This window comes from Collinsella sp. TM06-3, assembly GCF_003436395.1.
Classification (GTDB): Bacteria; Actinomycetota; Coriobacteriia; order Coriobacteriales; family Coriobacteriaceae; genus Collinsella.
Window position 1 is genome coordinate 1 of the sequence record NZ_QSPG01000024.1, and the last position, 21,824, is coordinate 21,824.

Annotated in this window: 23 protein-coding genes; 20 read left to right on the plus strand and 3 right to left on the minus strand. The window is 62.3% G+C overall.

Annotated elements, in window-relative coordinates:
- Positions 1-186: 186 nt before the first annotated feature.
- From DXD56_RS08520 to hisE, 20 genes are all read left to right on the plus strand, one after another.
- Complete coding sequence (locus DXD56_RS08520) at positions 187-675, plus strand: hypothetical protein (protein ID WP_117640898.1); 489 nt, start codon at positions 187-189, stop codon at positions 673-675.
- A gap of 38 nt (positions 676-713) precedes the next feature.
- Positions 714-1,481, plus strand: a complete 768-nt coding sequence (locus tag DXD56_RS08525) for a GntR family transcriptional regulator (protein ID WP_117640899.1) — start codon at positions 714-716, stop codon at positions 1,479-1,481.
- Positions 1,466-2,179 (plus strand): GntR family transcriptional regulator, encoded by a 714-nt coding sequence (locus DXD56_RS08530; RefSeq protein WP_117638248.1) that lies wholly within the window; start codon positions 1,466-1,468, stop codon positions 2,177-2,179. Before DXD56_RS08525 ends, DXD56_RS08530 begins: the two co-directional genes overlap by 16 nt.
- Positions 2,180-2,374: 195 nt before the next feature.
- Entirely contained in the window at positions 2,375-3,490 is a 1,116-nt protein-coding gene (locus DXD56_RS08535) for an SIS domain-containing protein (protein WP_117640900.1), read from the plus strand.
- 60 nt (positions 3,491-3,550) lie between these two features.
- Positions 3,551-4,612 (plus strand): SIS domain-containing protein, encoded by a 1,062-nt coding sequence (locus tag DXD56_RS08540; protein WP_117640901.1) that lies wholly within the window; start codon positions 3,551-3,553, stop codon positions 4,610-4,612.
- 94 nt (positions 4,613-4,706) lie between these two features.
- Positions 4,707-5,123 carry a PTS sugar transporter subunit IIA gene (locus tag DXD56_RS08545; protein ID WP_117640902.1) on the plus strand — a complete coding sequence of 139 codons (417 nt, stop codon included), beginning with the start codon at positions 4,707-4,709 and terminating at the stop codon, positions 5,121-5,123.
- A 16-nt stretch (positions 5,124-5,139) separates the two neighbouring features.
- Positions 5,140-5,610: a PTS sugar transporter subunit IIB gene (locus tag DXD56_RS08550; RefSeq protein ID WP_099432278.1), complete on the plus strand. Its 471-nt coding sequence runs from the start codon at positions 5,140-5,142 to the stop codon at positions 5,608-5,610.
- A gap of 8 nt (positions 5,611-5,618) precedes the next feature.
- Entirely contained in the window at positions 5,619-6,410 is a 792-nt protein-coding gene (locus tag DXD56_RS08555; protein ID WP_117640903.1) for a PTS sugar transporter subunit IIC, read from the plus strand.
- Positions 6,400-7,236, plus strand: a complete 837-nt coding sequence (locus tag DXD56_RS08560; RefSeq protein ID WP_117564887.1) for a PTS system mannose/fructose/sorbose family transporter subunit IID — start codon at positions 6,400-6,402, stop codon at positions 7,234-7,236. Before DXD56_RS08555 ends, DXD56_RS08560 begins: the two co-directional genes overlap by 11 nt.
- An 83-nt stretch (positions 7,237-7,319) precedes the next feature.
- Positions 7,320-8,156, plus strand: coding sequence for a sugar phosphate isomerase/epimerase (locus DXD56_RS08565; protein WP_117640904.1), 837 nt, complete (start codon positions 7,320-7,322; stop codon positions 8,154-8,156).
- Between the two features lie 169 nt (positions 8,157-8,325).
- Positions 8,326-10,041 carry an ATP phosphoribosyltransferase gene (hisG, locus tag DXD56_RS08570; protein WP_117640905.1) on the plus strand — a complete coding sequence of 572 codons (1,716 nt, stop codon included), beginning with the start codon at positions 8,326-8,328 and terminating at the stop codon, positions 10,039-10,041.
- A gap of 105 nt (positions 10,042-10,146) precedes the next feature.
- Positions 10,147-11,583 carry a histidinol dehydrogenase gene (gene hisD / locus DXD56_RS08575; RefSeq protein WP_117640906.1) on the plus strand — a complete coding sequence of 479 codons (1,437 nt, stop codon included), beginning with the start codon at positions 10,147-10,149 and terminating at the stop codon, positions 11,581-11,583.
- A 1-nt stretch (position 11,584) separates the two neighbouring features.
- Positions 11,585-12,700 (plus strand): histidinol-phosphate transaminase, encoded by a 1,116-nt coding sequence (hisC, locus tag DXD56_RS08580; protein WP_117640907.1) that lies wholly within the window; start codon positions 11,585-11,587, stop codon positions 12,698-12,700.
- Complete coding sequence (hisB, locus tag DXD56_RS08585) at positions 12,701-13,288, plus strand: imidazoleglycerol-phosphate dehydratase HisB (RefSeq protein ID WP_117640908.1); 588 nt, start codon at positions 12,701-12,703, stop codon at positions 13,286-13,288.
- A 137-nt stretch (positions 13,289-13,425) separates the two neighbouring features.
- Entirely contained in the window at positions 13,426-14,127 is a 702-nt protein-coding gene (gene hisH, locus DXD56_RS08590) for an imidazole glycerol phosphate synthase subunit HisH (protein ID WP_233524971.1), read from the plus strand.
- Positions 14,124-14,867, plus strand: a complete 744-nt coding sequence (locus DXD56_RS08595) for a HisA/HisF-related TIM barrel protein (RefSeq protein WP_117640910.1) — start codon at positions 14,124-14,126, stop codon at positions 14,865-14,867. Before hisH ends, DXD56_RS08595 begins: the two co-directional genes overlap by 4 nt.
- Positions 14,868-14,870: 3 nt before the next feature.
- Positions 14,871-15,653 carry an imidazole glycerol phosphate synthase subunit HisF gene (hisF, locus tag DXD56_RS08600; protein WP_117640911.1) on the plus strand — a complete coding sequence of 261 codons (783 nt, stop codon included), beginning with the start codon at positions 14,871-14,873 and terminating at the stop codon, positions 15,651-15,653.
- Positions 15,654-15,995 (plus strand): phosphoribosyl-AMP cyclohydrolase, encoded by a 342-nt coding sequence (gene hisI / locus DXD56_RS08605; RefSeq protein WP_117640912.1) that lies wholly within the window; start codon positions 15,654-15,656, stop codon positions 15,993-15,995.
- Positions 15,992-16,219, plus strand: coding sequence for a hypothetical protein (locus DXD56_RS08610; RefSeq protein ID WP_117640913.1), 228 nt, complete (start codon positions 15,992-15,994; stop codon positions 16,217-16,219). The genes hisI and DXD56_RS08610 overlap by 4 nt, the downstream gene beginning before the upstream one ends.
- Before the next feature lie 15 nt (positions 16,220-16,234).
- Complete coding sequence (hisE, locus tag DXD56_RS08615) at positions 16,235-16,552, plus strand: phosphoribosyl-ATP diphosphatase (RefSeq protein WP_117583614.1); 318 nt, start codon at positions 16,235-16,237, stop codon at positions 16,550-16,552.
- A gap of 29 nt (positions 16,553-16,581) precedes the next feature.
- Here the strand turns inward: hisE and DXD56_RS08620 are convergent, their stop codons facing one another.
- From DXD56_RS08620 to DXD56_RS08630, 3 genes are all read right to left on the minus strand, one after another.
- Positions 16,582-17,493, minus strand: a complete 912-nt coding sequence (locus DXD56_RS08620) for a PHP domain-containing protein (protein WP_117640914.1) — start codon at positions 17,491-17,493, stop codon at positions 16,582-16,584.
- A 119-nt stretch (positions 17,494-17,612) separates the two neighbouring features.
- The gene (locus DXD56_RS08625) at positions 17,613-18,032 is read right to left on the minus strand and encodes a nitrous oxide-stimulated promoter family protein (RefSeq protein WP_117640915.1); all 420 of its coding nucleotides are present in this window, start codon (positions 18,030-18,032) and stop codon (positions 17,613-17,615) included.
- Positions 18,032-21,598, minus strand: a complete 3,567-nt coding sequence (locus tag DXD56_RS08630) for an ATP-binding cassette domain-containing protein (protein ID WP_117640916.1) — start codon at positions 21,596-21,598, stop codon at positions 18,032-18,034. Before DXD56_RS08630 ends, DXD56_RS08625 begins: the two co-directional genes overlap by 1 nt.
- Positions 21,599-21,824: the final 226 nt, after the last annotated feature.

The following is a 21,824-nucleotide window of genomic DNA, read 5'->3' on the forward strand; positions in this document are numbered from 1 at the left end:
GGCATACTTTGTTTTGAGAAGTTCGCGAAGCCCACTTCTCAAAACAAAGTATGCCTCCCCGGCCCTCGTCCGTGAACTCTTCCGCTGGGCGAGCCATAGACGCCGCGTACCGATAGGGTGAGGTGGCGGCTTGAAATTGGTGCTATATTCAGCTTGAGTTGTTAAATGTTAGTAAGAGAGGCTGATATGGGGCTGTTCAAGAAGAAAAACCCGCAGGATGCCTTTGATCCCGATGTGTTTACCATCACGGACACGATTTTGGACCCGCCGCGCTTTACGTTTTTGCCGGCTATCTACCAGGATGCCACGCGTCGCAAGTGGGCCGTACATCAGCGCGGCGGCGAGCCGAAGATTTTTGACTATGCGGACGTGTTGCAGTGCGAAGTGGCCGAGGCGGGCGATCCGGAGGCCGATGAAGCGGTCTCTAAACAGGAATTTGCCCAGCGTATTCTGGCAAATCCCGCTAAGGCGGCAAAAATGAACGCAGCCAAGCGTAATATGTGTCTTGGTATGGGCGTTGTTGTGGCGGTTCAGACGGGAAAAGACGAGGTTTCCAAACTAGAGATTCCCGTTATGACCGATGAAGTCAAACGCGATTCAAGCCTGTATAAGTCGTATCGGAATGTCGCCGAGAAGATCAAGGCCGAATTTGATGCCATGGGTGGTCTGGCCTAATTTTGGCGACATACGTTTCTGAACGAGGAGTCTGTGCAATGGCAGGCGAATCTTATGCAATTCCCCCCAAAGATCGTGCTGTTGAGGGGATTCTTTGGTATATCCAGCACCATCAGCTTGCCGGCGGCGATCGCCTGCCGGCCGAGCGCGTGCTGTGCGAAGAGATCGGCGTTTCGCGTACGGCGTTGCGCGCCGGTATCACGCGGCTCATCTCGTGCGGAACGCTCGAGAGCCGTTGCGGATCGGGTACGTATGTGTGTCCTCCCAAACCGCTCAATATCTTTCAGGAAACGTATAACTTCTCCGATGCTGTGCGGACTGCCGGCCTGCACCCCTCTTCTCGTCTGGTTTCCACCGGGGCCATCGAGGCGGATGAGGCGCTTGCCGACAAGCTTGGGGTTGCTGTAGGCGCTCCTTTGCTCCGCATGCAGCGTGTTCGACTTATTGAGGGCGAGCCGGCGTCAATCGAGACGGCTCACGTTAACCTGTCCCTGTGCCCCTCGCTTCCCGATCACGATTTTGAGTGTGAGAGCCTTTACGATGTCTTGCTCAAAGAAGGTGGCGTGCGCGTTGAGCATGGACGTGAGCATATCTCCATCTCGCGTTTGAACGCCGAAGAGGCCGAGTTGCTCCAGCAAGAAGAGGGAACGCCGGTGTTCTATGAGAGCACGATAGAATTTGATAAGGACATGCGTTTTGTGGAGCATTGCAAATCGGTGATTTTGCCCACAAAGTTCCGCTTTGCCGATAACGGCGAAAAGAACGGCATGAGGAGCGTGGCAGGTGAACAATGGCTGAAACAGTAGATGCCACCCCGGTTTATATGCGCATTCGACGCCGCATCGAGGAGCGTATCGAGCGCGGTATATATCCCACGGGTTCCATGATTCCGTCCGAAAAAGACCTCGCCGAGGAATTTGGTACGACGCGCTTGACCATCCGAAGCGCTGTCGATGAGCTGGTTCGGCGTGGGCAGATTCGACGCGTCCGCGGAAAAGGCGCGTTTGTGGCACAGAAAGTGCCCGTTGCCTACGAGCGAACGGGAGGCTTTCGCGAATCGGTTCGCGCTTCGGGCGGCGAGCCGTCCGTCCGCATCCTCGCGCGTTCCAAGCGTTATGCGGGTCCATATTATGCCAACCTGTTTGGCATTGCCGAGGACGATTTACTGTATTCGATTCGGCGTTTGAACTGCGTCAACGGCGATCCCGTATCGATTGAGATGGCGTTCATCCCGTGCCTGCTGTTTCCCACAATCGAAGATATTGACGTGTCGGTCTTCAGTTTGTACGAGACCTATGAGATGTTGGGCCGAAAGCCGGTCATGGCACAGGAAAAGCTCGATATCGAAGCGCTGGGCGCGCGAGATGCCGGCCTGCTTGGACTGGAGCAGGGCGATCTTGCCTTGACGCTTGAGTGCGTGAGCTTCGATGCGAGCGGCCAGGCGATCGAGTACGTCAAGTCGTTTAACCGCGGTGATGCGGGTGGATATACCTATACGTACTAGCTGGTTTTTTGCATAACGGGCTGAAAAGCTGACGGAATTTTGATTTCGTTGAGCAGACTGCATATACAACCTTACATGGCTCGAAATCGACCGTTCGCCGATGGGGATAAATTAATCGACAAAGAGGTATCAAAAAGCCGTAACCTGTAACTGTGATTGGTATCAAATACTAATGATTTGTTACGAGGTGAGACGATGAAGATGCTCGATTACGTTCAGCTTGCCCATGTGCGTATGGGAGAGAACCTCGAGCGTTCGTCTGAGCTGGTAGCGCAGCTCGTTGATATTTTCCAGTCCGGTTCTTTTGACGCGCTGCGCATCGTTGCTTCGGGTTCGTCGCGCCATGCCGCCGATTGCGCCCGCGATTACCTGCAAGATACCCTGCAAATGCAGGTGTCCGTTGTGACGCCCGAGGCCTTCGTCGATTTTGAACACACCTATCCGCAGCATGCGCTCAACATTGTCGTTTCGCAGAGCGGCTATTCGACCAATACGATCGCGGCTCTTGATTACATGCGCGCGCACGATATGGCTGCAGTTGCGCTCACGGCAAACGTCGAGGCACCCATCAAGGAACACGCTGACATCGTTCTTGACTACGGTGTGGGTGTCGAGTCGGTGGACTTTGTGACTCTGGGCGTCGAGGTTCTCGTTGAGTACCTGGTGCTCTTTGGTATTTACTGTGGTCAGGCGCGCGGAACGATTGACGCCAAGGGCGTTGCCCAGCGTCTTGACGACCTGCGCGAGGCTATCCAGGCCAATGCCGTGATGTGCAAGATCGCCGAGGCATATGTCCAAGACCACATGCTCGAGCTTTCTGAGCACATGCCCGCCATGGTCATCGGCAACGGCCCCAACTATGGCGTTGCCGAAGAGGCGGCCCTCAAGCTGAGCGAGACCATCAAGATTCCTGCCATGCATCACGAGGGCGAGGAGTTCGTCCACGGTCCCGAGATGCAGATAACCCCAGGCTACCTGGTGTTTATCGTCGACGATCCGCAGGGGTCGGAGCGTCTTGCGGATATCGCCGATGCGCTATCGAACGTTACGACAAAAACAGTGCTGCTCACGGCCCATCCCAGGGGTAGGGCTCACGAGGTTGCGGTGCCTCAGGTGGCTCCGCTGCTCAGCGCAATTCCCAATCTTGTGTTCTTCCAGACGATTGCGGCCATAATCGCCGAGCGTCTGAAGTCATGGGACGTACACCCGTATCTCGATGCCGTCTCCAAACAGATGGAGGTTAAGGCGGAGGGCTACGAAGAGTCAGTCAATGCGCTTAAGGCCAAAGCGGCCGAGTGTTACGGAATGTAAGCGGGCTTTGATGCCCGTTGGCATGGGGGATGTGGAGACAACCCCAGAAAGGAGAGACAAATGAAGGAAACCGAGAAGATCGAGATCATGCATTTCGACCAGGAGGGCTACCTCGAGGACGGCAAGGCGCTCTACGAGACCGGCAAGAAGATGACCGCCCTTGCCGACAAGGTCGCCGACGAGGGCTACGACGCCGTGTTCCTGATGGGCGTCGGCGGCACCTGGGACGAGCTCATGCAGCTCGAGTACCTCATGAACAAGTTCGGCGACCGCGACCTCGAGGTCTACCTGATCCACGCCGCCGAGTGGAACGTCTCCGGCCACAAGCGCATGACCGAGAAGTCCGTCGTGCTCACCGCCTCCGAGTCCGGCACCACCCCCGAGGTCCTCGAGGCCGTCAAGAAGATGAAGGAAAAGGGCATTCGTGTCTACGCCATGACCAAGCCCGAGGGTCTCATCGGCCAGGCTGTCGGCGCTGAGAACTGCGTCAAGATGGCGTCCGATCATGGTAACGGTGGCTGCGAGATGGGCTACTACCTCGCCGACTGCTTCGGCCTGCGCCTGCTCAACCGCCGCGGCTGCTTCCCGCAGTTCGACAAGTTTATTGAGCAGACCAAGGATGTTTGGACCCACCTGGTCGACATCCGCAAGAGCTTCGAGCCGCGCGCCGAGGAGCTCGCCAAGAAGTACGCCCTGGCCCCCTACACCATGTTCATCGGCTCCGGCGCCCTGTGGGGCGAGACCATCCTGTTCTCGATGTGCATCCTCGAGGAGATGCAGTGGAAGCGCACCCGCTACATCACCTCGGCCGACTTCTTCCACGGCACCCTCGAGCTCGTGGAGCCCGGCGTTCCCGTCTTCCTGTTCATGGGCGAGGACGAGAACCGCAAGCTCGACGAGCGCGTCCGCGCGTTCCTGACCCGCGGCGTGACCGGCGACACCGACATCAACATCATCGACACCGCCGAGTTCGCGATCCCCGGCCTTGACGACGAGTTCCGCGTCATCGTGTCTCCGTGGATCCTCTCCTCGCTGATCACCGACCGCCTTGCTGCTTACTACGAGACGGTCACCAAGCACAACCTCAACTACCGTCGTTACTATCACCAGTTCGACTACTAATCGGTGACAAATAAGCTACTGATCAAGAAGCACCCTGCCCGGGCGCATGCGTCCGGGCATTTTTATGCCGAAATTCGCAAGAAAGGGGAATCGAATGAGGCAGTTTATCGTGGCGTCCCATGCTCATTTTGCGTCCGGAATCGTTGAGAGCATTGGGCTGCTCTCCGGCGAGCGCGAAAACGTCCATGCGCTGTCTATGTATGTCGACGGAAACGAGGACCTGGTCAAGGAGGCTGTGGCGGTTCTTGACGGGTTCGCTGCGGACGACGAAGTTGTCGTGTGCACTGACCTCTTTGGCGGCAGCGTCAACAACGAGTTCACCAAGATCGTCCAGACGCGTCCCAACACGCATCTGGTGACCAATATGAACCTGCCGCTCCTTATTCAGCTGCTGTTCGTGCCCGAATCCACCCCGATCGATGAGGCCATTCGCCAGATCGTCGAGGCGGACGACACCAAGGTCAAGTACGTCAACGACCTGCTGGGGCAGGCCGAACTCGATGAGTTTTAATCGTTAGGAGCACATCATGATTCAGATGATTCGCGTGGACTATCGACTGCTTCACGGCCAGGTTGCCGTTAGTTGGACCTCGGCTCTGGGTGCCGACTGCATCCTGTTGGTGAGCGACACGGTCCTCAATGACAAGCTTCGCCTGCAGGCCCTGTCCCTTGCAAAGCCGGAGGGCTGCAAGGTCGTCGTCAAAAACACCGAGGATGCCGTCAAGGCGCTCCAGAGCGGTGTGACCGATAAGTACAAGCTCTTCGTGGTTTGCGAGACGATCCAGCAGGCCGGTGCCGTCGCCAAGGCGATGGGCGTCAAGAAGATCAACCTCGGCAATGTTGCCTTTAGCGAGGATGCCCGCCAGGTCTCGACCAGCGTATTTCTCACGCCCGAAAACGAGGCATACGTCAAAGAGCTGCTCGGCGAGGGCTACGAGCTGTTCATTCAGATGATTCCGGCAGATGCGAAGACTGACGCCGCGAAGGTCATCGGTTAGGGGCCATCATGGTTATCAAGACAATCCTGATTTTCCTTATTGCCCTTTTGGGTTATTCCGAGTGGCTGACGGGCACGAGCTACCTCCAGCGCCCGATCGTGCTCGGACCTCTGGTTGGCCTTGTCATGGGCGACATGGTGACCGGCACGATCATGGGCGCCACGATGGAGCTTGCCATGGTCGGCGCCATCTCGGTCGGTGCGTATAACCCGCCCGATACGATTTCCGGCACTATCCTGGGCGTATCGCTTGCCATGCAGGCCGGCGCGGATGCTTCGGCGGCCCTGACCCTGGGCATTCCCATCGCAACGATCGTCCTGGCGCTCGATACCGCCCTGGGCCAGCCGGTAATGCTACTGCTGGTGCACCGTATCGACAAAAACGTCGAGGACGGAGACACCAAGGCCATCACGCGCAACATGCTTATCGCGGGTTATGCGCAGAGCTGGTGCGGCCTGCTGATTATTCCCCTGGCATTCTTCTTTGGCGCCGATGCCGTCGCCAGCCTGCTCAACATCATTCCCGATTTCGTTCAGACCGGCATGGATGTCGCCGCCGCCTTCTTGCCCGCACTCGGCTTTGCGATGCTGGCGCAGATGATTATGAACAAAACGGTGGCTCCGTTCTTCTTCGCTGGCTTCTTCCTCGTCGCCTACTTTGGCATTAGCACGACGGGCGTGGCGATCTTTGCCGCGATCATCGTCGTCGCGATGACGGTTTTGGGCGAGAAGAAAAAGGCGGAGCAGCCCGCAGTGGCAACCGAGGATCCTGCGATTGGGAGTGGGTTCGATGAGTTTTAAGTTTGAGTCTTCTTATGACGGGCTGATTTCCCGTGCAGACCTTAAGAAGCTGTTCTGGCGCTCGATTCCCTATGAGCATTCCTGGAACTACGAGCGTATGGGCCATATCGGCTTTATGTGGGCCCTTATGCCGATCCTTCGCAAGCTGTATCCGCAGGATGCAGACTTTAAGGCCGCCCTTAAGCGCCATATGGAGCTCTATAACGTCACGCCGTACATCTCGACGCTCCCCATGTCCATTGCTGCCGCAATGGAAGAGGTCAACGCTACTGACGATAGCTTTGACACGAGCGCGATCTCTAATGTCAAGCTTGCTTTGATGGGACCGCTGTCCGGCGTGGGCGATGCCTTCTACTGGGGCACGCTGCGAATTTTGGCAACGGGTGTCGGCACGTCGCTGGCGTTGCAGGGCTCTATTCTTGGCCCGATTTTGTTCCTGCTCGTGTTCAACGTCCCTCACTACATCATCCGTTACCTGCTGACGTTTGTGGGATATCGCTTTGGCTCGGACATGATCAGCAAGGTCCAGGAATCGGGCATTATGGACACGATCGTCAAGATGGCCTCTATCATGGGCGCCATGGTGATCGGTGCTATGACCATGGAGATGGTCACCGTGGACATTCCGCTCATGGTCGGCGCGGGCGATGGCGCTCAGACGCTCGCCGAGCTGCTCAACGGAATCTTCCCGGGCTTTGTCACGATGGGGCTGTTTGGAATCGTCTATCTCATGCTCAAGAAGAAGATGAATCCGCTGCTCATCATGCTCGTGATCCTACTCGTGAGTATCGCCGGCGCGTTCTTTGGAGTGCTTGGTGTTCAGTAGGGCATCCGTCATAATTAAAACAATGTAAGAGGGGACGTCGCGCACACTGTGCTGCGGCGCCCTTTTGCCGAAAGGTGGACAAGATGGAGTATCCACAGCTTGCCGTCATGAATATCAGCCATCGCTATTTTGACCTTGAGGAGTTCTTTTCCTCGGCAGCGGCCTCGGGCTACACGTGTTGCGAGCTTTGGACCGGGGCGATGCATCTGTATGTCGATTGCCATGGATACGATTCGCTCGAGCAGGTGCGGGAGCTGTCGCAGCGGTATGGAGTTCGGATTGTGGGACTTTGTCCCGAACAGAACAACCCCAAGCCGTGGAATATCGCGGCGCGCGGGAATGAGGCGCGTGCCCGCACGCTCGCGTACTTTAAGAACGTTGTGGATATCGCGGCGGAACTTGGAGCCGAGCAGGTCATGGTCTCGAGCGGCTGGGCATTTTTGAACGAGCCGATCGAGGACGCGTGGGGTCGCAGCGCCTCGATGCTGCGTGCGATTGCCGAGCATGCGGGAGAACGCGGCGTGCGACTGGTGCTCGAAGCCCTACAGCCGGTTGAGTCGATGATCGTGAACTCGGCGGCCGATACGAAGCGCATGATCGAGGCGGTTGATCATCCGGCACTTAAGGCGTGTCTGGATATGGGCGCCATGGCGGTGGCGGGGGATACCATCGACGATTACTTCGATCTGCTTGGCGATGATGTCGCCCACGTGCATTTTGTCGATGTTGCGGCAGATGGCACGACGCATCTTGCCTGGGGTGACGGCGACCGCGATATGCGTGCTGACCTGGATAGGCTGGTGGCGCGCGGCTATCGCGGAGTCGTTTCGGCCGAGACCTATGACGGGCGCTATTTTGCCGACCCCGCAGCTGCCGATGCGCAGGTAATGGCAGAGTATCGTCGTGCGATTGGCGCCTAGGTGGGGTTGGGCTGCGGCAATCTGCCCCATGTTTCCAAATGAATACGGTGTGAGCGGCTGCGACGGATTTCCCCCGCAAACACTCTAGTATGCTAAAGTACCCAGAAGACCGGCGGAGCTATGCCGGTCTTCTGTTCTATACGAAACGCAGCATGAGGAGGCTCACCAGATGACGGCCACACCGTGGGGATTCCGGGACATATTGCCCGAGGAGGCTCAGGCGCGCGAGGAGATTGCGCTGACGGTGAAGGGCTGCTTCAGGGAGCATCATTACCTTCCGGTCGAGACGCCGCTGCTCGAGGACAAGGGCTCTCTCGAGGAGGGCGGCCGCATTGCGGACACCCCGTTTAAGCTCTTTGATGACGACGGTCGCCTGCTGGTGGTCCGTCCCGACAACACGCTGCCGATCGTTCGCCTGGTTTCGACTCGCATGCGCGCGGCCGATCTGCCGCTGCGCCTGCGCTACGAGGCGCCGGTGGTCCGCGAGTGCCAACGCAATGCCGGCGCCTCGCGTCAGTTTACGCAGCTGGGCTTTGAGCTCATCGGCGCGGGCGATGCCGCGGGCGATGTTGAGATTGTCTCGCTGGTCGCCGAGGCCGTGCGCAAGCTGGCGCTGCCTGATGCTCGCATTATCGCAGGTAGCGTACGTCCTTTTAAGGAGCTGCTCGCGGTATGCGAGGATCGCCAGCTGGCTGCCGAGGCATTGCGTTGCGTGCACGCCAACGACTTTGTGGGCCTCGATGTCCGTGTGGCGGCAAGTGCCGAGCGCGAGGCCGTCAAGGCTGCCATCAGCGAGCTGCCGCGCCTACACGGTGGCCCCGAAGTGCTCGACCGCGTGGACGCGCTGTTGGAGGCCGCCGGCATCGTCGCGCCGCTCACGCGCGAGCTGCGTGCCCTGGTCGAGGGCCTGGCTCCCGAGGACGCCCAGGTGCTGTCCTTCGACTTCTCCATCATGAACTCTTTCGATTACTACACGGGCCTGGTCTTTAAGGCCTATGCCGGCGGCCTGCCCGACCCGGTCGGTTCGGGCGGACGCTACGACTCCATCTTTACCGGTGCATTTGGCGACGGCATCGAGGTGCCGGCGGCGGGCTTCGCCTTTTCGCTCGAGCGTCTGGAGGCCGCGCGCACCTCGGCCGAGGACGCCGCTTCCGACGGCGATCACGCCGTGGGCCGTGGCGCCGAGGGTCCGCTGCGCATTGCCGTGCCCAAGGGCTCGCTTAAGGCCGACACGCTCGACGTGCTCGAGGCAGCGGGCTTGGACGTCTCTGAGTTACGCGACCCCGGCCGTCACCTGATCGTGCGCGGTCGCGACACGCGTGCCGGTGAGGGTGCGGTCGGCGATATCGAGTTTGTCATTGTACGCCCCAGCGATGCGCCCGCCTTTGTGGGCTGCGGTGGTGCCGATTGCGGCATCTGCGGCTGGGATTCGCTTATCGAGGCCGACCTCAACCTGCTGCAGCTGGTCGATCTGGGCTACGGCCTGTGCACCTTTATTGAGGCTGAGCCCGCTTGGCGCGCCGGTCAGGCCGAGCGCAACTATGCCCGCCGCGGTTCGCTTCGCGTGGCAACCAAGTACCCGCGCATCGCGAGTGCCTGGTATGCCGAGCGCGGCGTGAACGCCGACATTGTTTCGCTGCACGGCAATATTGAGTTGGGCCCTATCGTCGGCATGACCGACCGCATCGTGGATATCACCGCCACGGGTGCCACACTGCGCGACAACGACCTGGTCATCACCGGCCACATTATGGACTGTACGGCCCGCTTCTTTGTCAATCCGGGCGCCGCACGTCTGGATCCGCGCGTACGCAATCTGGCAGATCGCTTGGCGGCAGCCGTGAAGGACAAGCATTTTGAGCCCGTTGCGGGCTCGGCACAATAGCGCGAGCACGCACGGGCGCCCCAACGTCCGGGCGGCAGGTCGACTGACGCCGCCGCCCGGTCTCTCGTTTTTCGAACGCAACCTCGACCGATAGGGGATACCGATATGAAGACCATCAAGCTTGCTCCCGGTGAGCGCCTCGTCACCAACCAGCTCAACCGCAAGGGCGTGCTACCGCAAAACATCGTCGACGCCGCCCGCGATATCGTGGCCAACGTGCGCGCCAACGGCGATGCTGCGGTGCGCGATTACTGCCAGCGTTTTGACGGTGTCGAGCTGCAGAGCTTTCGTCTGCCGCAAGAGCAGATTGACGCCGCGCTCGAGGGCCTCGATCCTACCTTTGTCGCCGCGCTCGAGAAGGCCGCGCGCCAGATTCGCGAGTTTCACCAGCGCGAGGTCGAGCAGAGCTGGTTTACCACGCGCCCGGACGGCACGATGCTCGGCGTCAAAGTGACCCCGCTCGCTGCGGCCGGCATCTACGTTCCGGGCGGTCGCGCGCAGTACCCTTCCACCGTGCTCATGAACGCCATTCCCGCCAAAGTGGCCGGCGTCAAGCGCGTGGTCATGGTGACCCCGCCGCAAAAGGACGGCCTGATCAGCCCCTACACGCTTGCCGCGGCCAAGCTCGGCGGCGTGGACGAGATCTATATGGTGGGCGGCGCTCAGGCCGTGGCCGCGCTGGCGTACGGTACCGAGACCATTCCGCGTGTCGACAAGATTACCGGCCCGGGCAACGCCTTTGTTGCCGCTGCCAAGCAGATTGTCTCGGGTGACGTGGGCATCGACATGGTCGCCGGTCCCTCCGAGGTCTGCGTGTTGGCCGATGCCACGGCCAAACCCATGGTGGTCGCGGCTGACTTGATGGCGCAGGCCGAGCACGATCCGCTGGCTGCCTGCTACCTGGTGACCTGCGACGAGCAGTTTGCGCGCGAGGTCGAGGCGGGTATCGACATCCTGGTGGCGCAGTCCCCACGCGCCGAGATCACGCGCGCCTCGCTCGACAACGAGGGTACCATCGTGGTGGCCGCCGACATGGCTGCCGCCGTCGAGGCCGTGAACACCGTGGTGCCCGAGCACCTTGAGCTGCACTGCAAGGATGCGATGGGCCTGCTCGGCGGCATTCGCAACGCCGGCGCCATCTTTGTGGGCGCCTGGAGCTCCGAGCCGCTCGGCGATTACGTCGCCGGCCCCAACCACACGCTGCCGACCGGCGGCACCGCCATGTTCTCCAACCCGCTTTCGGTCGAAGAGTTCGTTAAGCGCTCGAGCGTCATTTGCTATACGCCCGAGGGCCTGCTTTCCGATGCTCCTGCCACGCAGCGTCTAGCCGAGGCCGAGGGTCTGTGGGCACACGCGCTTTCCGCCGCGCTGCGCCGCCGCGTGTTGGAGCAGGGCGAGGATGCCGTGAGCGCCGAGTCGCTGGCCGCGGCCGACCTGACCAAGGTTGCCTGGCCGGGCGACGCCGTGGCGACGGTTGCCGAGGGAGTGGACCTGGCGGCTGCTGCGGGCGGCGCCGCTGGCCCGACCGGCGAGGAGGCCTAATATGGCCGAGCTGACGCCCCGCATGAAGGAGCTCCTCCAGCCCTACTTGGCCGGTATTGAGCCCTACGATCCCAACTTTACGCCTACGCGCATCAACCTTTCGGCTAACGAGAACACCTATCCCGTGCCGGCCGGCGTGCGCGAGGCGATCGACGCTGCCTTGGCTGCCACACCGCTCAATCGCTATCCCGATCCCATGTCGAACGACCTGCGCGACGAGCTTGCTGCCTGGCATGGCATGACGCGCGAGAACATCTGCGTGGGCAACGGCGGCGACGAGCTGCTCTATAACTATCTGCTGGCGTTTGGCGGCGCGGGGAGAACTCTGCTCAACTGCCCGCCGTGCTTTAGCGAGTATGCCTTCTTTGCGTCGCTCTGCCAGACCGAGGTGTGCGACGTGTGGCGCGACCCCGCGACCTTTGAGCTCGACCAGGCAGCTGCGCTCGCGGCAGCGCCGGCGTGCAACCTGGCAATCGTGACCTCGCCCAATAACCCCACGGGTGACGTGGCACCGCTCGACTTTGTCGCGGCGCTGTGCGATGCGTGCCCCGGCATGGTCATGGTCGACGAGGCCTACGTTGAGTTTGCCGACGATTCGTTTGGCGCGGCCACCACGGCGCAGGGGCTTATCGCCGAGCATCCCAACCTGGTGATTCTGCACACGCTGTCCAAGGCGTTTGGCGCCGCCGGCACGCGCCTGGGCTACGTGATTGCGGCGCCCGAGGTTATCGAGGTGTTCGCGGCGATTCGCCAGATCTATTCGGTCAACGTTCTGAGCCAAGCCGCCGCTCTTGCCTGCGTGCGTGCCCGCGATGCCTACGCGCCCGTGGTGGCACAGGTCGCATCCGAGCGCGAGCGCGAGCTGTGCGCCCTGCGCGCAATGGCTGCCGAGGGCCTGCCCGTGGAGGCATGGCCGAGCGCGGCGAACTTTGTGCTCGTGCGCACGCCGCATGCCACGCGCGTGCGCGAGCGTCTGCGCGATGAGTATTCGATTTTGGTGCGCGACTTTAGCTACGCGCTGGGGCTCGCGGACTGCCTGCGCATTACCGTGGGTACGCCGCGGGAAAACGATGAGGTGCTGGCGGCGTTTGCCGCGCTGGTGAAGGAGGAGATGTAGATGGGCCGTTATGCCGAGGTGACCCGTAAGACGGGCGAGACCGACATTGTCGTCAAGCTCGACCTGGATGGAACCGGTACGTGCGATATCTCGATCGGCGTGCCGTTTTTCGACCACATGCTCAACGCCTTTGGCCGCCATGGTCTGTTCGATTTGACGGTACATGCGGTAGGAGACGTGGAAGTCGACGCACACCACACCGTTGAGGACACGGGCATTGTGCTGGGCGAGGCGTTTTGCCAGGCGCTGGGTGACAAGGCGGGCATTACGCGCTTTGCCGATGCGGCGATCGCCATGGACGAGACGCTCGTGATGGCCGCCGTGGACATTTCGGGTCGCGGCCAGGCCTATTGCGAGCTGCCCGTGCCGACCGAGCGCGTGGGTAGCTTCGATACCGAGCTAGCCGTCGAGTTCTTCTACGCCTTTGCGCGCGATGCCAAGCTCACGCTGCATGTGCGCGAGCTGGCAGGCGGCAATTCACACCACATTATCGAGGCCGCCTTTAAGGCCGTGGGCCGCACGATGCGTCGCGCCTGCGAGCTCGATCCCCGCGTGCAGGGCATCCCCAGCACCAAGGGCTCGCTGTAACCTACCAAAAAGGGACAGGTTTATTTTGGCAGGTTTTATCTGCGGAAATGCCGTCTCATGTGGTGGGTGAACGTTTAACCGACCAAAATAAACCTGTCCCTTTTTGGCAGGTTTTGAATGGGAAAAGGGAGGGTCGCGTGGGCGAACCGAAGATCGTGGTGGTCGACTACCACAAGGGTAACTTGTCGAGCGTCGTGCGCGGGCTTGCGCGCGCCGGTGCCGCCGCCTGCACGTCGGACGATCCGGAGCAGATCCGCAACGCGGACGGCCTGGTCATCCCGGGCGTGGGCGCGTTCTATGACGCGATCGCCTTTATGCGTCAGAGCGGCGAGGCGGACGCAGTACTCGATGCCGTTGCCGCCGGAACTCCGCTGCTCGGCATCTGCCTGGGCCTTCAGCTGTTTTTTGAGCGCGGCAACGAGGGCGTGCCTGCGGACGAGGGCGTGGTCGCCGACGGTAACGCCCCCGAGCAGGCTGACGGCCCCTGGGTCGATGGCCTGGGCATCATGCGCGGCTCGTGCACGCGCCTGGAGTCGAGCCGCCTGAAGGTGCCGCACGTGGGCTGGGACCAGGTGCACATGACGCCCACCGGTGCGGCCGACCCGCTGCTCGCCGGTTTTGCCGAGGGCGCCAACATGTACTTCACCCACAGCTACGCGGTGGCCGACGACGCCGATGCCGCCGATGTGCTGGCGCGCACGCACTATACGCGGAGCTTCCCGTGCATCGTGCGCCATGGCAACGTGTGGGGCTGCCAGTTCCATCCCGAGAAATCCTCCGCGCTGGGTCAGCGCATCCTTAAGAACTTCGTCAACATCGTCGAGGAGGTTGGCCGATGATCCTGTTTCCCGCAATCGATCTGATCGGCGGCAAGGTCGTGCGCCTGGAGCGCGGCGACCGCAGCCGCTGCAAGGTATATTCCGACGACCCCATGGCCGTTGCCCGCTCGTTTGCCGAGCAGGGCGCGAGCTGGGTGCACGTTGTCGACCTGTCCGCTGCCTTTGGCGAGGACGAGGACACGTGCGCTGCCAACTCGGCGGCGATTAAGGCCATCTGCGGCGTCGACGGTCTGTCCGTGGACGTGGGCGGCGGCGTCCGCTCGCTCGCGCGCATCGACGAGCTGGCCGGCTATGGTGCTCGCCGCATTGCGCTGGGCACCGTGCTCGTGACCGAGCCGGGTTTTGCTGAGGTGGCAGCCCAAGGCTTTGGCGAGCTGCTGGTCGCCGATATTGCCGCGCGCGACGGCCAGGTTAAGGTGAACGGCTGGCGCGATGGCGCGGGTGTGGCGCTCGACGATGCCGTGGCGCAGCTCACCGAGCTGGGTTTTAAGCATCTGGTGTACACCGACATCGCGCGTGATGGCATGCAGACGGGCATCGATGTGGCGGCGTATCGCCATGTGGCGCAGGTCGCGGGCTTTCCCGTCGTGGCTTCGGGCGGCATCTCGACGCTCGACGATATCCGCGCGCTGGCCGCGGTGGGTGAGGATGCCATCGAGGGCGCCATTACCGGCCGTGCGCTCTACGAGGGCAACTTTACGCTGGTGCAGGCGTTGGCCGCCGCCCGAGGGGAGGAGTAGCCCATGCTTACCAAACGCGTAATTCCCTGCCTAGACGTCAAGGACGGCCGCGTGGTCAAGGGCGTCAACTTTGTGAGCCTGCGCGATGCCGGCGACCCGGTGGAGCTGGCGCGCGCCTACGACCGCGAGGGCGCAGACGAGGTCGTGTTCCTGGACATCACCGCCACGAGCGACAACCGCGCGACGACCATCGAGATGGCGGCGCACGCGGCCGAAGAGCTCGCTATTCCCTATACCGTGGGCGGCGGTTTTCGCGACCTGCCGGGCATGCGCACCATGGTTGCCGCCGGTGCCGATAAGGTGTCGCTTAACTCTGCCGCCGTGCGCAATCCATCGCTGATTAGCCAGGCTGCCGCGGCATTTGGCAGCCAGGCCGTGGTCGTGGCGGTTGATGCCAAGCGTGTGGGCCTGCCCGGGGAGCCGGGCGCCGATAAGTGGGAGGTCTTTACGGCGGGCGGCCGCAACGCTACGGGTATCGACGCGGTGGCGTGGGCCGAGGAGGCGGTTCGTCGTGGCGCCGGCGAAATCCTACTGACCAGCATGGATCGCGACGGCACCAAGGCCGGCTTCGATTTGGCGCTCACCCGCGCCGTGGCGCGCGCGGTACCAATCCCCGTCATCGCGAGCGGCGGCGTGGGTACGCTCGAGCATTTTGCCGAGGGCGTGATCGAGGGCGAGGCCGACGCCGTGCTGGCAGCAAGCGTCTTTCACTTTGGAACCTTCAGCATTCGCGAAGTCAAAGAGTATATGGCCAGCCAGGGCATCCCTGTCAGATTGGATTTTTAAATGGTGCAAGTGACAACTGCGTCCGAGCTTAAATACGACGCCAACGGGCTGATTCCTTGTGTGGTTCAGCAGTATGACACCGGCGAGGTGCTTATGGTTGCTTGGATGAACGAGGAGTCGGTGGGACTGACGCTCAAGACCGGCACCACGTGGTTTTGGAGCCGCAGCCGCCAGGAGCTCTGGAACAAGGGTGCGACGAGCGGCAACATGCAGGAGGTCAAGGAGATCTGGGCCGACTGCGATAGCGATACGCTGCTGGTCAAGGTCGACTCGCCGGGTCCTGCCTGCCATATCGGCAACCGTACCTGCTTCTTTAAGCGCGTGGAAGGGGGAGCGCGATGAGGGTCGTGACGCCGTTCGAAGTCGCCGATTGTAACGCCGAGCTCCTCCGCGCGGGCGTGCCGTGCCGCGTGCATCTGACCGATGCGTGCGGGGCACAGTCGCTTTGGCTCGAGGCCGAGAAGGAAAGGCTCGATGAGGCCCATGCCGTCATCGTCGAGTTCTTTGAGAAAAAGGGCGCAAAGCCTCGGTTCGATGAGACCGGTACCTACTTTACGCTGCAGTAACGAGAGGAAATAACCATGGGAGTCAGAACAGCTAACGTGCAGCCGGGAAATATCGGCGAGACGCTGACGGGGCTGGCCGAGGTGATTCACGGTCGTCGCGATGCGTCGCCACAGGAGAGCTATACCGCTCGCCTGCTGACCGATGTCGAGGACGAGCTGCTCAAGAAGCTTGCCGAGGAGGCGAGCGAGGTGATCATGGCCTGCAAGGATAACGATCACGATCACATCCGCTACGAGGCCGGCGACCTGATCTACCACCTACTCGTGACGCTCGAGCGCTACGGCATCACCCTCGACGAACTGGCCGGCGAGCTCAACGCCCGCCGCCACTAGTCGTTTAAGAACGTCCCTAACGGCTAGTCTTAGGCGAGGGGCGTGGATTCCCATTCGCCGGTAGGGTGGGGGATATCGAAGGTTCGGTAGCCGCAGTCGTAGGCGTGGGTCTGGGCCTCGCGGATGTTCCAGCAAATATCGCAGGCGCGGTGTGCGTCCGAGCCAAAAGTAATCGGCACCTCGGCGTGGGCGAAGCGACGCAAAAGGCCGGTCGCGGGGTAGTAATCGTCGAGGCCCTTGCGCGGCGCGGCTGTCGAGACCTCAACGCGGCGACCCGTATCGTGGGCGCATTCGGCCATCTGCTCCCAAAACGGCGCGGGGTCAAAGTCGGGTGCAAAGCCGTCCTTCGAAAAGCGCATGACCAGGTCGGGGTGGGCCATCACGTCAAAGCTGAGTGAGCTTTCGCAGGCGCGGCACCAGTCGTCGACATAGCGCTCCCACACGCCGTGTACCCCCAGGTTTTCCCAAACATGCAGGTTGGTATCGTCGTCGATCCAGCCGCAGAGCGAATCGGGTGCATCGGGGCGAGCGACGTCCTTCGTTCCCGCCGTGCCCGCAGCGCCGGCCGCAATATCGCCCGGGTTACCAATCCAGTGCACGCTGCCCAGACGTACGACGGCGCCCTGGGACCAGCGCTCTACCAAGGGCTCGCAGCCTTCGTACCAATCGCATTCAAAACCGTAGATAAAGGTGAGCTCCGGCGCAATCTGCGCGGCGAGTTTGCGGGCGTCCTCAAATGCCAGGCGATGCGCCGTCAGGTCGCCCTCGACAACTTGCACTTCGCAGTTGGCGTCCATGCTGGCGGGCAGGGTGAGGTGGTCAGTCGAGACCATGACGCGGCAGCCGGCCGCAGCAGCGGCGCGGACGTTGTCCTCAAACGAGGCATGGCCATCCGAAAACGAGGTGTGGGTATGGCAATCGACCAGCGGGCAGGCGGACATGGCGACTCCTTTGCATTTGGCGAATCCGCTCCATTGTAATGGCGCAGCCTCGGCGCGTCGGGAACGCTGCAAGTCGAAACCGACTGGAAAGGGCAGGCGGCGCGTGCCGGCGCCGGCGACTACTTGCTTCGTGCCGCCACGCGTTTGGCCTGCACCGTTACCATCGCGTGCCGCACGGCGGTGATGGGGCGATAGCGGATCATACGCGGTCCCGACCAGCGCATGACCTCGCGGATCTTCTCGCGCATGGCAGGCCGGTAACAATGCGAAGGACAGGCCGAGCAAAATGTCTTGGTGCCCATGTGCGGGCAGTGCTCAATGCGCGCGGCGGCGTATTTCTGCAGCTCGGCGCATTCGGGGCAAAGCGTAATGGTCCGAAGGCCGAGCTTCACGCGCACGGGCTCATCGTCGCCAGCCTGTTTGACCGCATGCTCGCTGCCATGATGCCCACGACACCACAGCGCAATCATCTGCGACACCATTTGGGCCTCGCGCTCACGTTTGCGTGCCAGCTCCGGTGTGTCGACCGGGCGCGCCATTAGCTCAGCCTCCCGTGCTCGACCGAAAGCGAGAAATCGGCAAACGCGCAGGTGCTGGCACGGTGGCTTACGAGCACAATGGTCTTGCCGCGGCGCTTGAGCTCGTCGATTGCCTGCATCACGGACGCCTCGTTGAGGGCATCGAGCGCGCTGGTGGGTTCGTCGAGCAAGATGAAGGGTGCGTCGTTGAGGAAGATGCGCGCAAGGCCGATGCGCTGGCGCTCGCCGCCCGAAAGCGAGTCGCCCAGTTCGGCAACGGGCGTGTCGAATCCCTGCGGCAGACGGTCGATGAGCGTGGTGAGTGAGGCGGAGCGGCAAGCGTCGAGCAGCTCGGTATCGGTGGCGTTGGCGTGCGCGACCAGCAGGTTCTCGCGTACGGTGCCGCAGAACAGATGCGTGTCCTGGGTCATATAGGCCTCGTGGCTGCGCAGGCTCGCCGTGTTGATGTGGCGGGCATCGACGCCGCTCATCGTGATGGTGCCGGCTGCGGGGTCCCAAAAGCGCATGAGCAGCTTGAGCAGCGTCGACTTGCCCGAGCCCGAGCGTCCCATGATGCAGGTCATGGTGCCGGGCGCAAAGGTGCAGGTCACGTCGTCGAGGATGAGACTCGAGGCGGGGTTGTTCGCGGCCTGCTCTGTGGTGTCGGCACCGCCCGCGTCCACGCCGCCCGCATAGCTAAAGCTCACATGCTCGGCTGCGGCGCCGGCAAACCCAACGTCCTGTCCGTCGGAGACCTCGGCGCACTGGGGCTGCTCGTCGAGCAGATCGAGCACGCGTGCGCCCGAGGCGAGCGTCTCCTGCAGTGAGGCGCCCAGGCGGCTCACGGCCATCACCGAGCCAAACGACGACACAAAGGTAAAGACGGCGACAAACGCTGCGGCAAAATCAATCGTTCCCGCAGACACCAGCTGCAGCGCACGCCCGAGCATCACCAGATTGGCCGCAAGAATAAGCGCATCGGCTACGGCCTCGCTGGCCGCCTGGCGGCGCTTGAGGCGCGCGTCCACGGCGCCGACTTGCTCGGTCAGCTTGCCCAGGGCACGGCTGCGATCGGCGCCACCGGCAAACTGGATAGTCTCGGACGCGCCGCGCAGACTGTCGAGCACAAAGGCGCCCAGCTTACCGGCGCCCTCGCGGCTCTGGCGACCGGTGGTGCCGCATGCCTTGGCCGAGGTCAGGGGCAGCAGCACGCCCAGGACCGCGTAGGCCACGAGCGCGATGCCCGCGAGCTCGGGGCTCACAGCCAGCAAAAAGCCCTCAAACACAACGGTGCAGACCAGTGCGATGGCAATGGGCGAGATGGTGTGCGCGTAGAAGACTTCGAGCAGCTCGATATCCGAGGTGACCAGGCTCACGAGCTCGCCCTTGCCGCGGCCCTCGAGCTTGGCGGGGGCGAGCTGGCGCAGGGCGCCAAACACCAGGTCGCGAATGTGTGCGAGCAGACGGAATGCGATGTAATGGTTGCAGAGCTGCTCGCCGTAGTGGAGCGGCCCGCGCGCGATGCCGCAGGCGGCGCAGGCCGCGCATGCTGCGATAAGACCAAGCCCCAAGGCGTTGCGGCCCAGCGCGGCCATAAGGCCAAGGGCGCCAAAGGCCGGCACGAACGCGGCGGTGAGCATGCCGATGCTGCCTAGCGCGACGGCTAGCACAAGCCAGCCGGCAAGCGGTCGGACGAGCCCCATCATGCGCCACATGATGGACGGCGCCGAGCGACGGGCGCGGCCGGAGTCAGGCGCCGCGGCAGCGGAAGACGAGCCGGCACCGTTGAGGCCATCGGTACAGGCAGTACTGTCGCCAACAGCCTCAACCGCGCCGGCATCCTCGGCATCATCCTCCGCATACGCATATGCCGAGAGCTGCTCCTGGCTGTTCCACATGCGCGCATAGGCGCCCGCGCTCGACAGGAGCTCATCATGGGTGCCGCGCTCGGCAATGCGACCGCGCTCCAGCACCAGAATCTGGTCGGCGTCCACGATCGTCGACAGGCGATGCGCCACCACAATTACGGTGTGCTCGCCGGCAAGCGACGCGATGACCTCGCCGATCGCGGCCTCGCTTGCGGCATCGACGTTGCTCGTCGCCTCGTCAAACACATAGATGGGCGAGTCGTGCAGCAGGGCGCGGGCCATGCACACGCGCTGGCGCTGGCCGCCCGAAAGGTTGGTGCCGCCCTCGTTAATCACCATGTCGAGCCCGCCGTTGGCCTGCACAAAGGCCGCCACGCGCGTGCGGCCGAGCGCGCGCAAAAGCTCGGCGTCGGTGGCGTTGGGCCGGGCGAGCAGCAGGTTGTCGCGCAGGGTGCCGGCAAACAGGTAGTCGTTGGTGGGCACCAGCGTGACGGCGCGCATGAGTGAGGTGGCCGTGGCATCGCGCAGTTCAACGCCGCCGATGCGAACGCTGCCACGGTAGGCACCCTTGCGGCCCGCGATAATCCCCGCGAGCGTGGACTTGCCGCCGCCGCTTTCGCCCACGAGTGCCACGAGCGAGCCGTGCGCAATGGTCGCGCTGGCGCTGTCCAGCACCGTGCGGTCGCCGTATGCATAGCTCACGCCCGCGAGCTCGATATTGCCGCGACCGTCAAGCTCAACATCGCCGCGCTCGGGCTCGGACGTATCCAAAATGCCAAACATGCGGCGCGAGGCGGCCATGCCGTTCATAGCCGTGTGGAACAGCGATCCCAGGCGGCGCATGGGCAAAAAGAACTCCTGCGACAGAAAGACGATGAGGAAGGCCGCCTCAAAGCCGATCTTGCCCGTGGCGAGCTGCAGCGCGGCTACGATAATGCCGAGCGCGGCGCCCATATAGACGACCAGGTCCATAACGCAAATGGAGCGCAGCTGCATCACCAGCAGGCGCATGGTCGCTGTGCGGAAACGCTCGGACTCGGCGTTGATGCGCTCGTGCCAGCTGCGATCGGCCTGGTAGACCTTAAGGGTGGTGAGACCCTGCACGGCCTCCAGGAACATGCCGCCAAGATCGACATAGCTGCCCCAGTACTCGGCACCGATCTTTTTGGCGTTGCGCATGACCATCATGATGGAGACGGGGATGACCGGAACGCAGGCGAGCAGCAGCGCGGCGGGAAGACCCGCTTGGCCCACGAGCAGTACAAACAGCGTGATGGGTGCCAAGCCGGCAAAGAAGAGCTGCGGCAGGTAACCGCCAAAGTACACCTGGAGTTGCGTGGCGCCCTCGACGCTGGTCTGGACGGCCTCGGCGGTGGGGACGGTCTCGGTGTAGGAGGGGCCGAGTGCGGTGAGCTTGTCGTAGACGAGCGAGCGCACGCGGCGGACGGCCTCGAACGCGGCCTTGTCGCCGGCGCGTTGGGCCAGGTAGATGGAGGCGGCGCGCACGATGATGGCGGCGGCGAGCGGCAAGGCCGCCTGTGCGAGGGCATCGACGGCGAGCGCGGCGGAAAGACCGTCCGTGACGATGCCGCCCAAGATGCGCGCAAGCACCCACATCACCGTGATGTTTGCCATGAGCGCGATCCATTTAAACAGGACGCTCGCCACAATGTAGGGCGTTGCCTGCGGAACCAGGGAGAAGAGCCGCTTCTCGAACATGAAACCTCCGATGCCGTAACGGTGCCGGGCGGGGTCCTCGGCAGCCGATTAGTTAGCCAAATGCAACTAGAGTAACATCGTGCAGCAGGTAAGTATGCCGAGGGTAATTTTTTAGCCGATGAACTGCGTAGAAAGTCCAAAATTGTTGAGTGCAGCGAACTTTATGGCGGACGGAGTGCAGGCGCAATTCTGATCGTGTGCGGCCCCGCTCCAAAACGTGTACGTC

Excerpts from the sequence above, each read along its gene's own strand:
- DXD56_RS08520 (WP_117640898.1), top strand. The coding sequence starts at position 187 with ATGGGGCTGTTCAAGAAGAAAAACCCGCAGGATGCCTTTGATCCCGAT.
- DXD56_RS08525 (WP_117640899.1), top strand. The coding sequence starts at position 714 with ATGGCAGGCGAATCTTATGCAATTCCCCCCAAAGATCGTGCTGTTGAG.
- DXD56_RS08530 (WP_117638248.1), top strand. The coding sequence starts at position 1,466 with ATGGCTGAAACAGTAGATGCCACCCCGGTTTATATGCGCATTCGACGC.
- DXD56_RS08535 (WP_117640900.1), top strand. The coding sequence starts at position 2,375 with ATGAAGATGCTCGATTACGTTCAGCTTGCCCATGTGCGTATGGGAGAG.
- DXD56_RS08540 (WP_117640901.1), top strand. The coding sequence starts at position 3,551 with ATGAAGGAAACCGAGAAGATCGAGATCATGCATTTCGACCAGGAGGGC.
- DXD56_RS08545 (WP_117640902.1), top strand. The coding sequence starts at position 4,707 with ATGAGGCAGTTTATCGTGGCGTCCCATGCTCATTTTGCGTCCGGAATC.
- DXD56_RS08550 (WP_099432278.1), top strand. The coding sequence starts at position 5,140 with ATGATTCAGATGATTCGCGTGGACTATCGACTGCTTCACGGCCAGGTT.
- DXD56_RS08555 (WP_117640903.1), top strand. The coding sequence starts at position 5,619 with ATGGTTATCAAGACAATCCTGATTTTCCTTATTGCCCTTTTGGGTTAT.
- DXD56_RS08560 (WP_117564887.1), top strand. The coding sequence starts at position 6,400 with ATGAGTTTTAAGTTTGAGTCTTCTTATGACGGGCTGATTTCCCGTGCA.
- DXD56_RS08565 (WP_117640904.1), top strand. The coding sequence starts at position 7,320 with ATGGAGTATCCACAGCTTGCCGTCATGAATATCAGCCATCGCTATTTT.
- hisG (WP_117640905.1), top strand. The coding sequence starts at position 8,326 with ATGACGGCCACACCGTGGGGATTCCGGGACATATTGCCCGAGGAGGCT.
- hisD (WP_117640906.1), top strand. The coding sequence starts at position 10,147 with ATGAAGACCATCAAGCTTGCTCCCGGTGAGCGCCTCGTCACCAACCAG.
- hisC (WP_117640907.1), top strand. The coding sequence starts at position 11,585 with ATGGCCGAGCTGACGCCCCGCATGAAGGAGCTCCTCCAGCCCTACTTG.
- hisB (WP_117640908.1), top strand. The coding sequence starts at position 12,701 with ATGGGCCGTTATGCCGAGGTGACCCGTAAGACGGGCGAGACCGACATT.
- DXD56_RS08595 (WP_117640910.1), top strand. The coding sequence starts at position 14,124 with ATGATCCTGTTTCCCGCAATCGATCTGATCGGCGGCAAGGTCGTGCGC.
- hisF (WP_117640911.1), top strand. The coding sequence starts at position 14,871 with ATGCTTACCAAACGCGTAATTCCCTGCCTAGACGTCAAGGACGGCCGC.
- hisI (WP_117640912.1), top strand. The coding sequence starts at position 15,654 with ATGGTGCAAGTGACAACTGCGTCCGAGCTTAAATACGACGCCAACGGG.
- DXD56_RS08610 (WP_117640913.1), top strand. The coding sequence starts at position 15,992 with ATGAGGGTCGTGACGCCGTTCGAAGTCGCCGATTGTAACGCCGAGCTC.
- hisE (WP_117583614.1), top strand. The coding sequence starts at position 16,235 with ATGGGAGTCAGAACAGCTAACGTGCAGCCGGGAAATATCGGCGAGACG.
- DXD56_RS08620 (WP_117640914.1), bottom strand. The coding sequence starts at position 17,493 with ATGTCCGCCTGCCCGCTGGTCGATTGCCATACCCACACCTCGTTTTCG.
- DXD56_RS08625 (WP_117640915.1), bottom strand. The coding sequence starts at position 18,032 with ATGGCGCGCCCGGTCGACACACCGGAGCTGGCACGCAAACGTGAGCGC.
- DXD56_RS08630 (WP_117640916.1), bottom strand. The coding sequence starts at position 21,598 with ATGTTCGAGAAGCGGCTCTTCTCCCTGGTTCCGCAGGCAACGCCCTAC.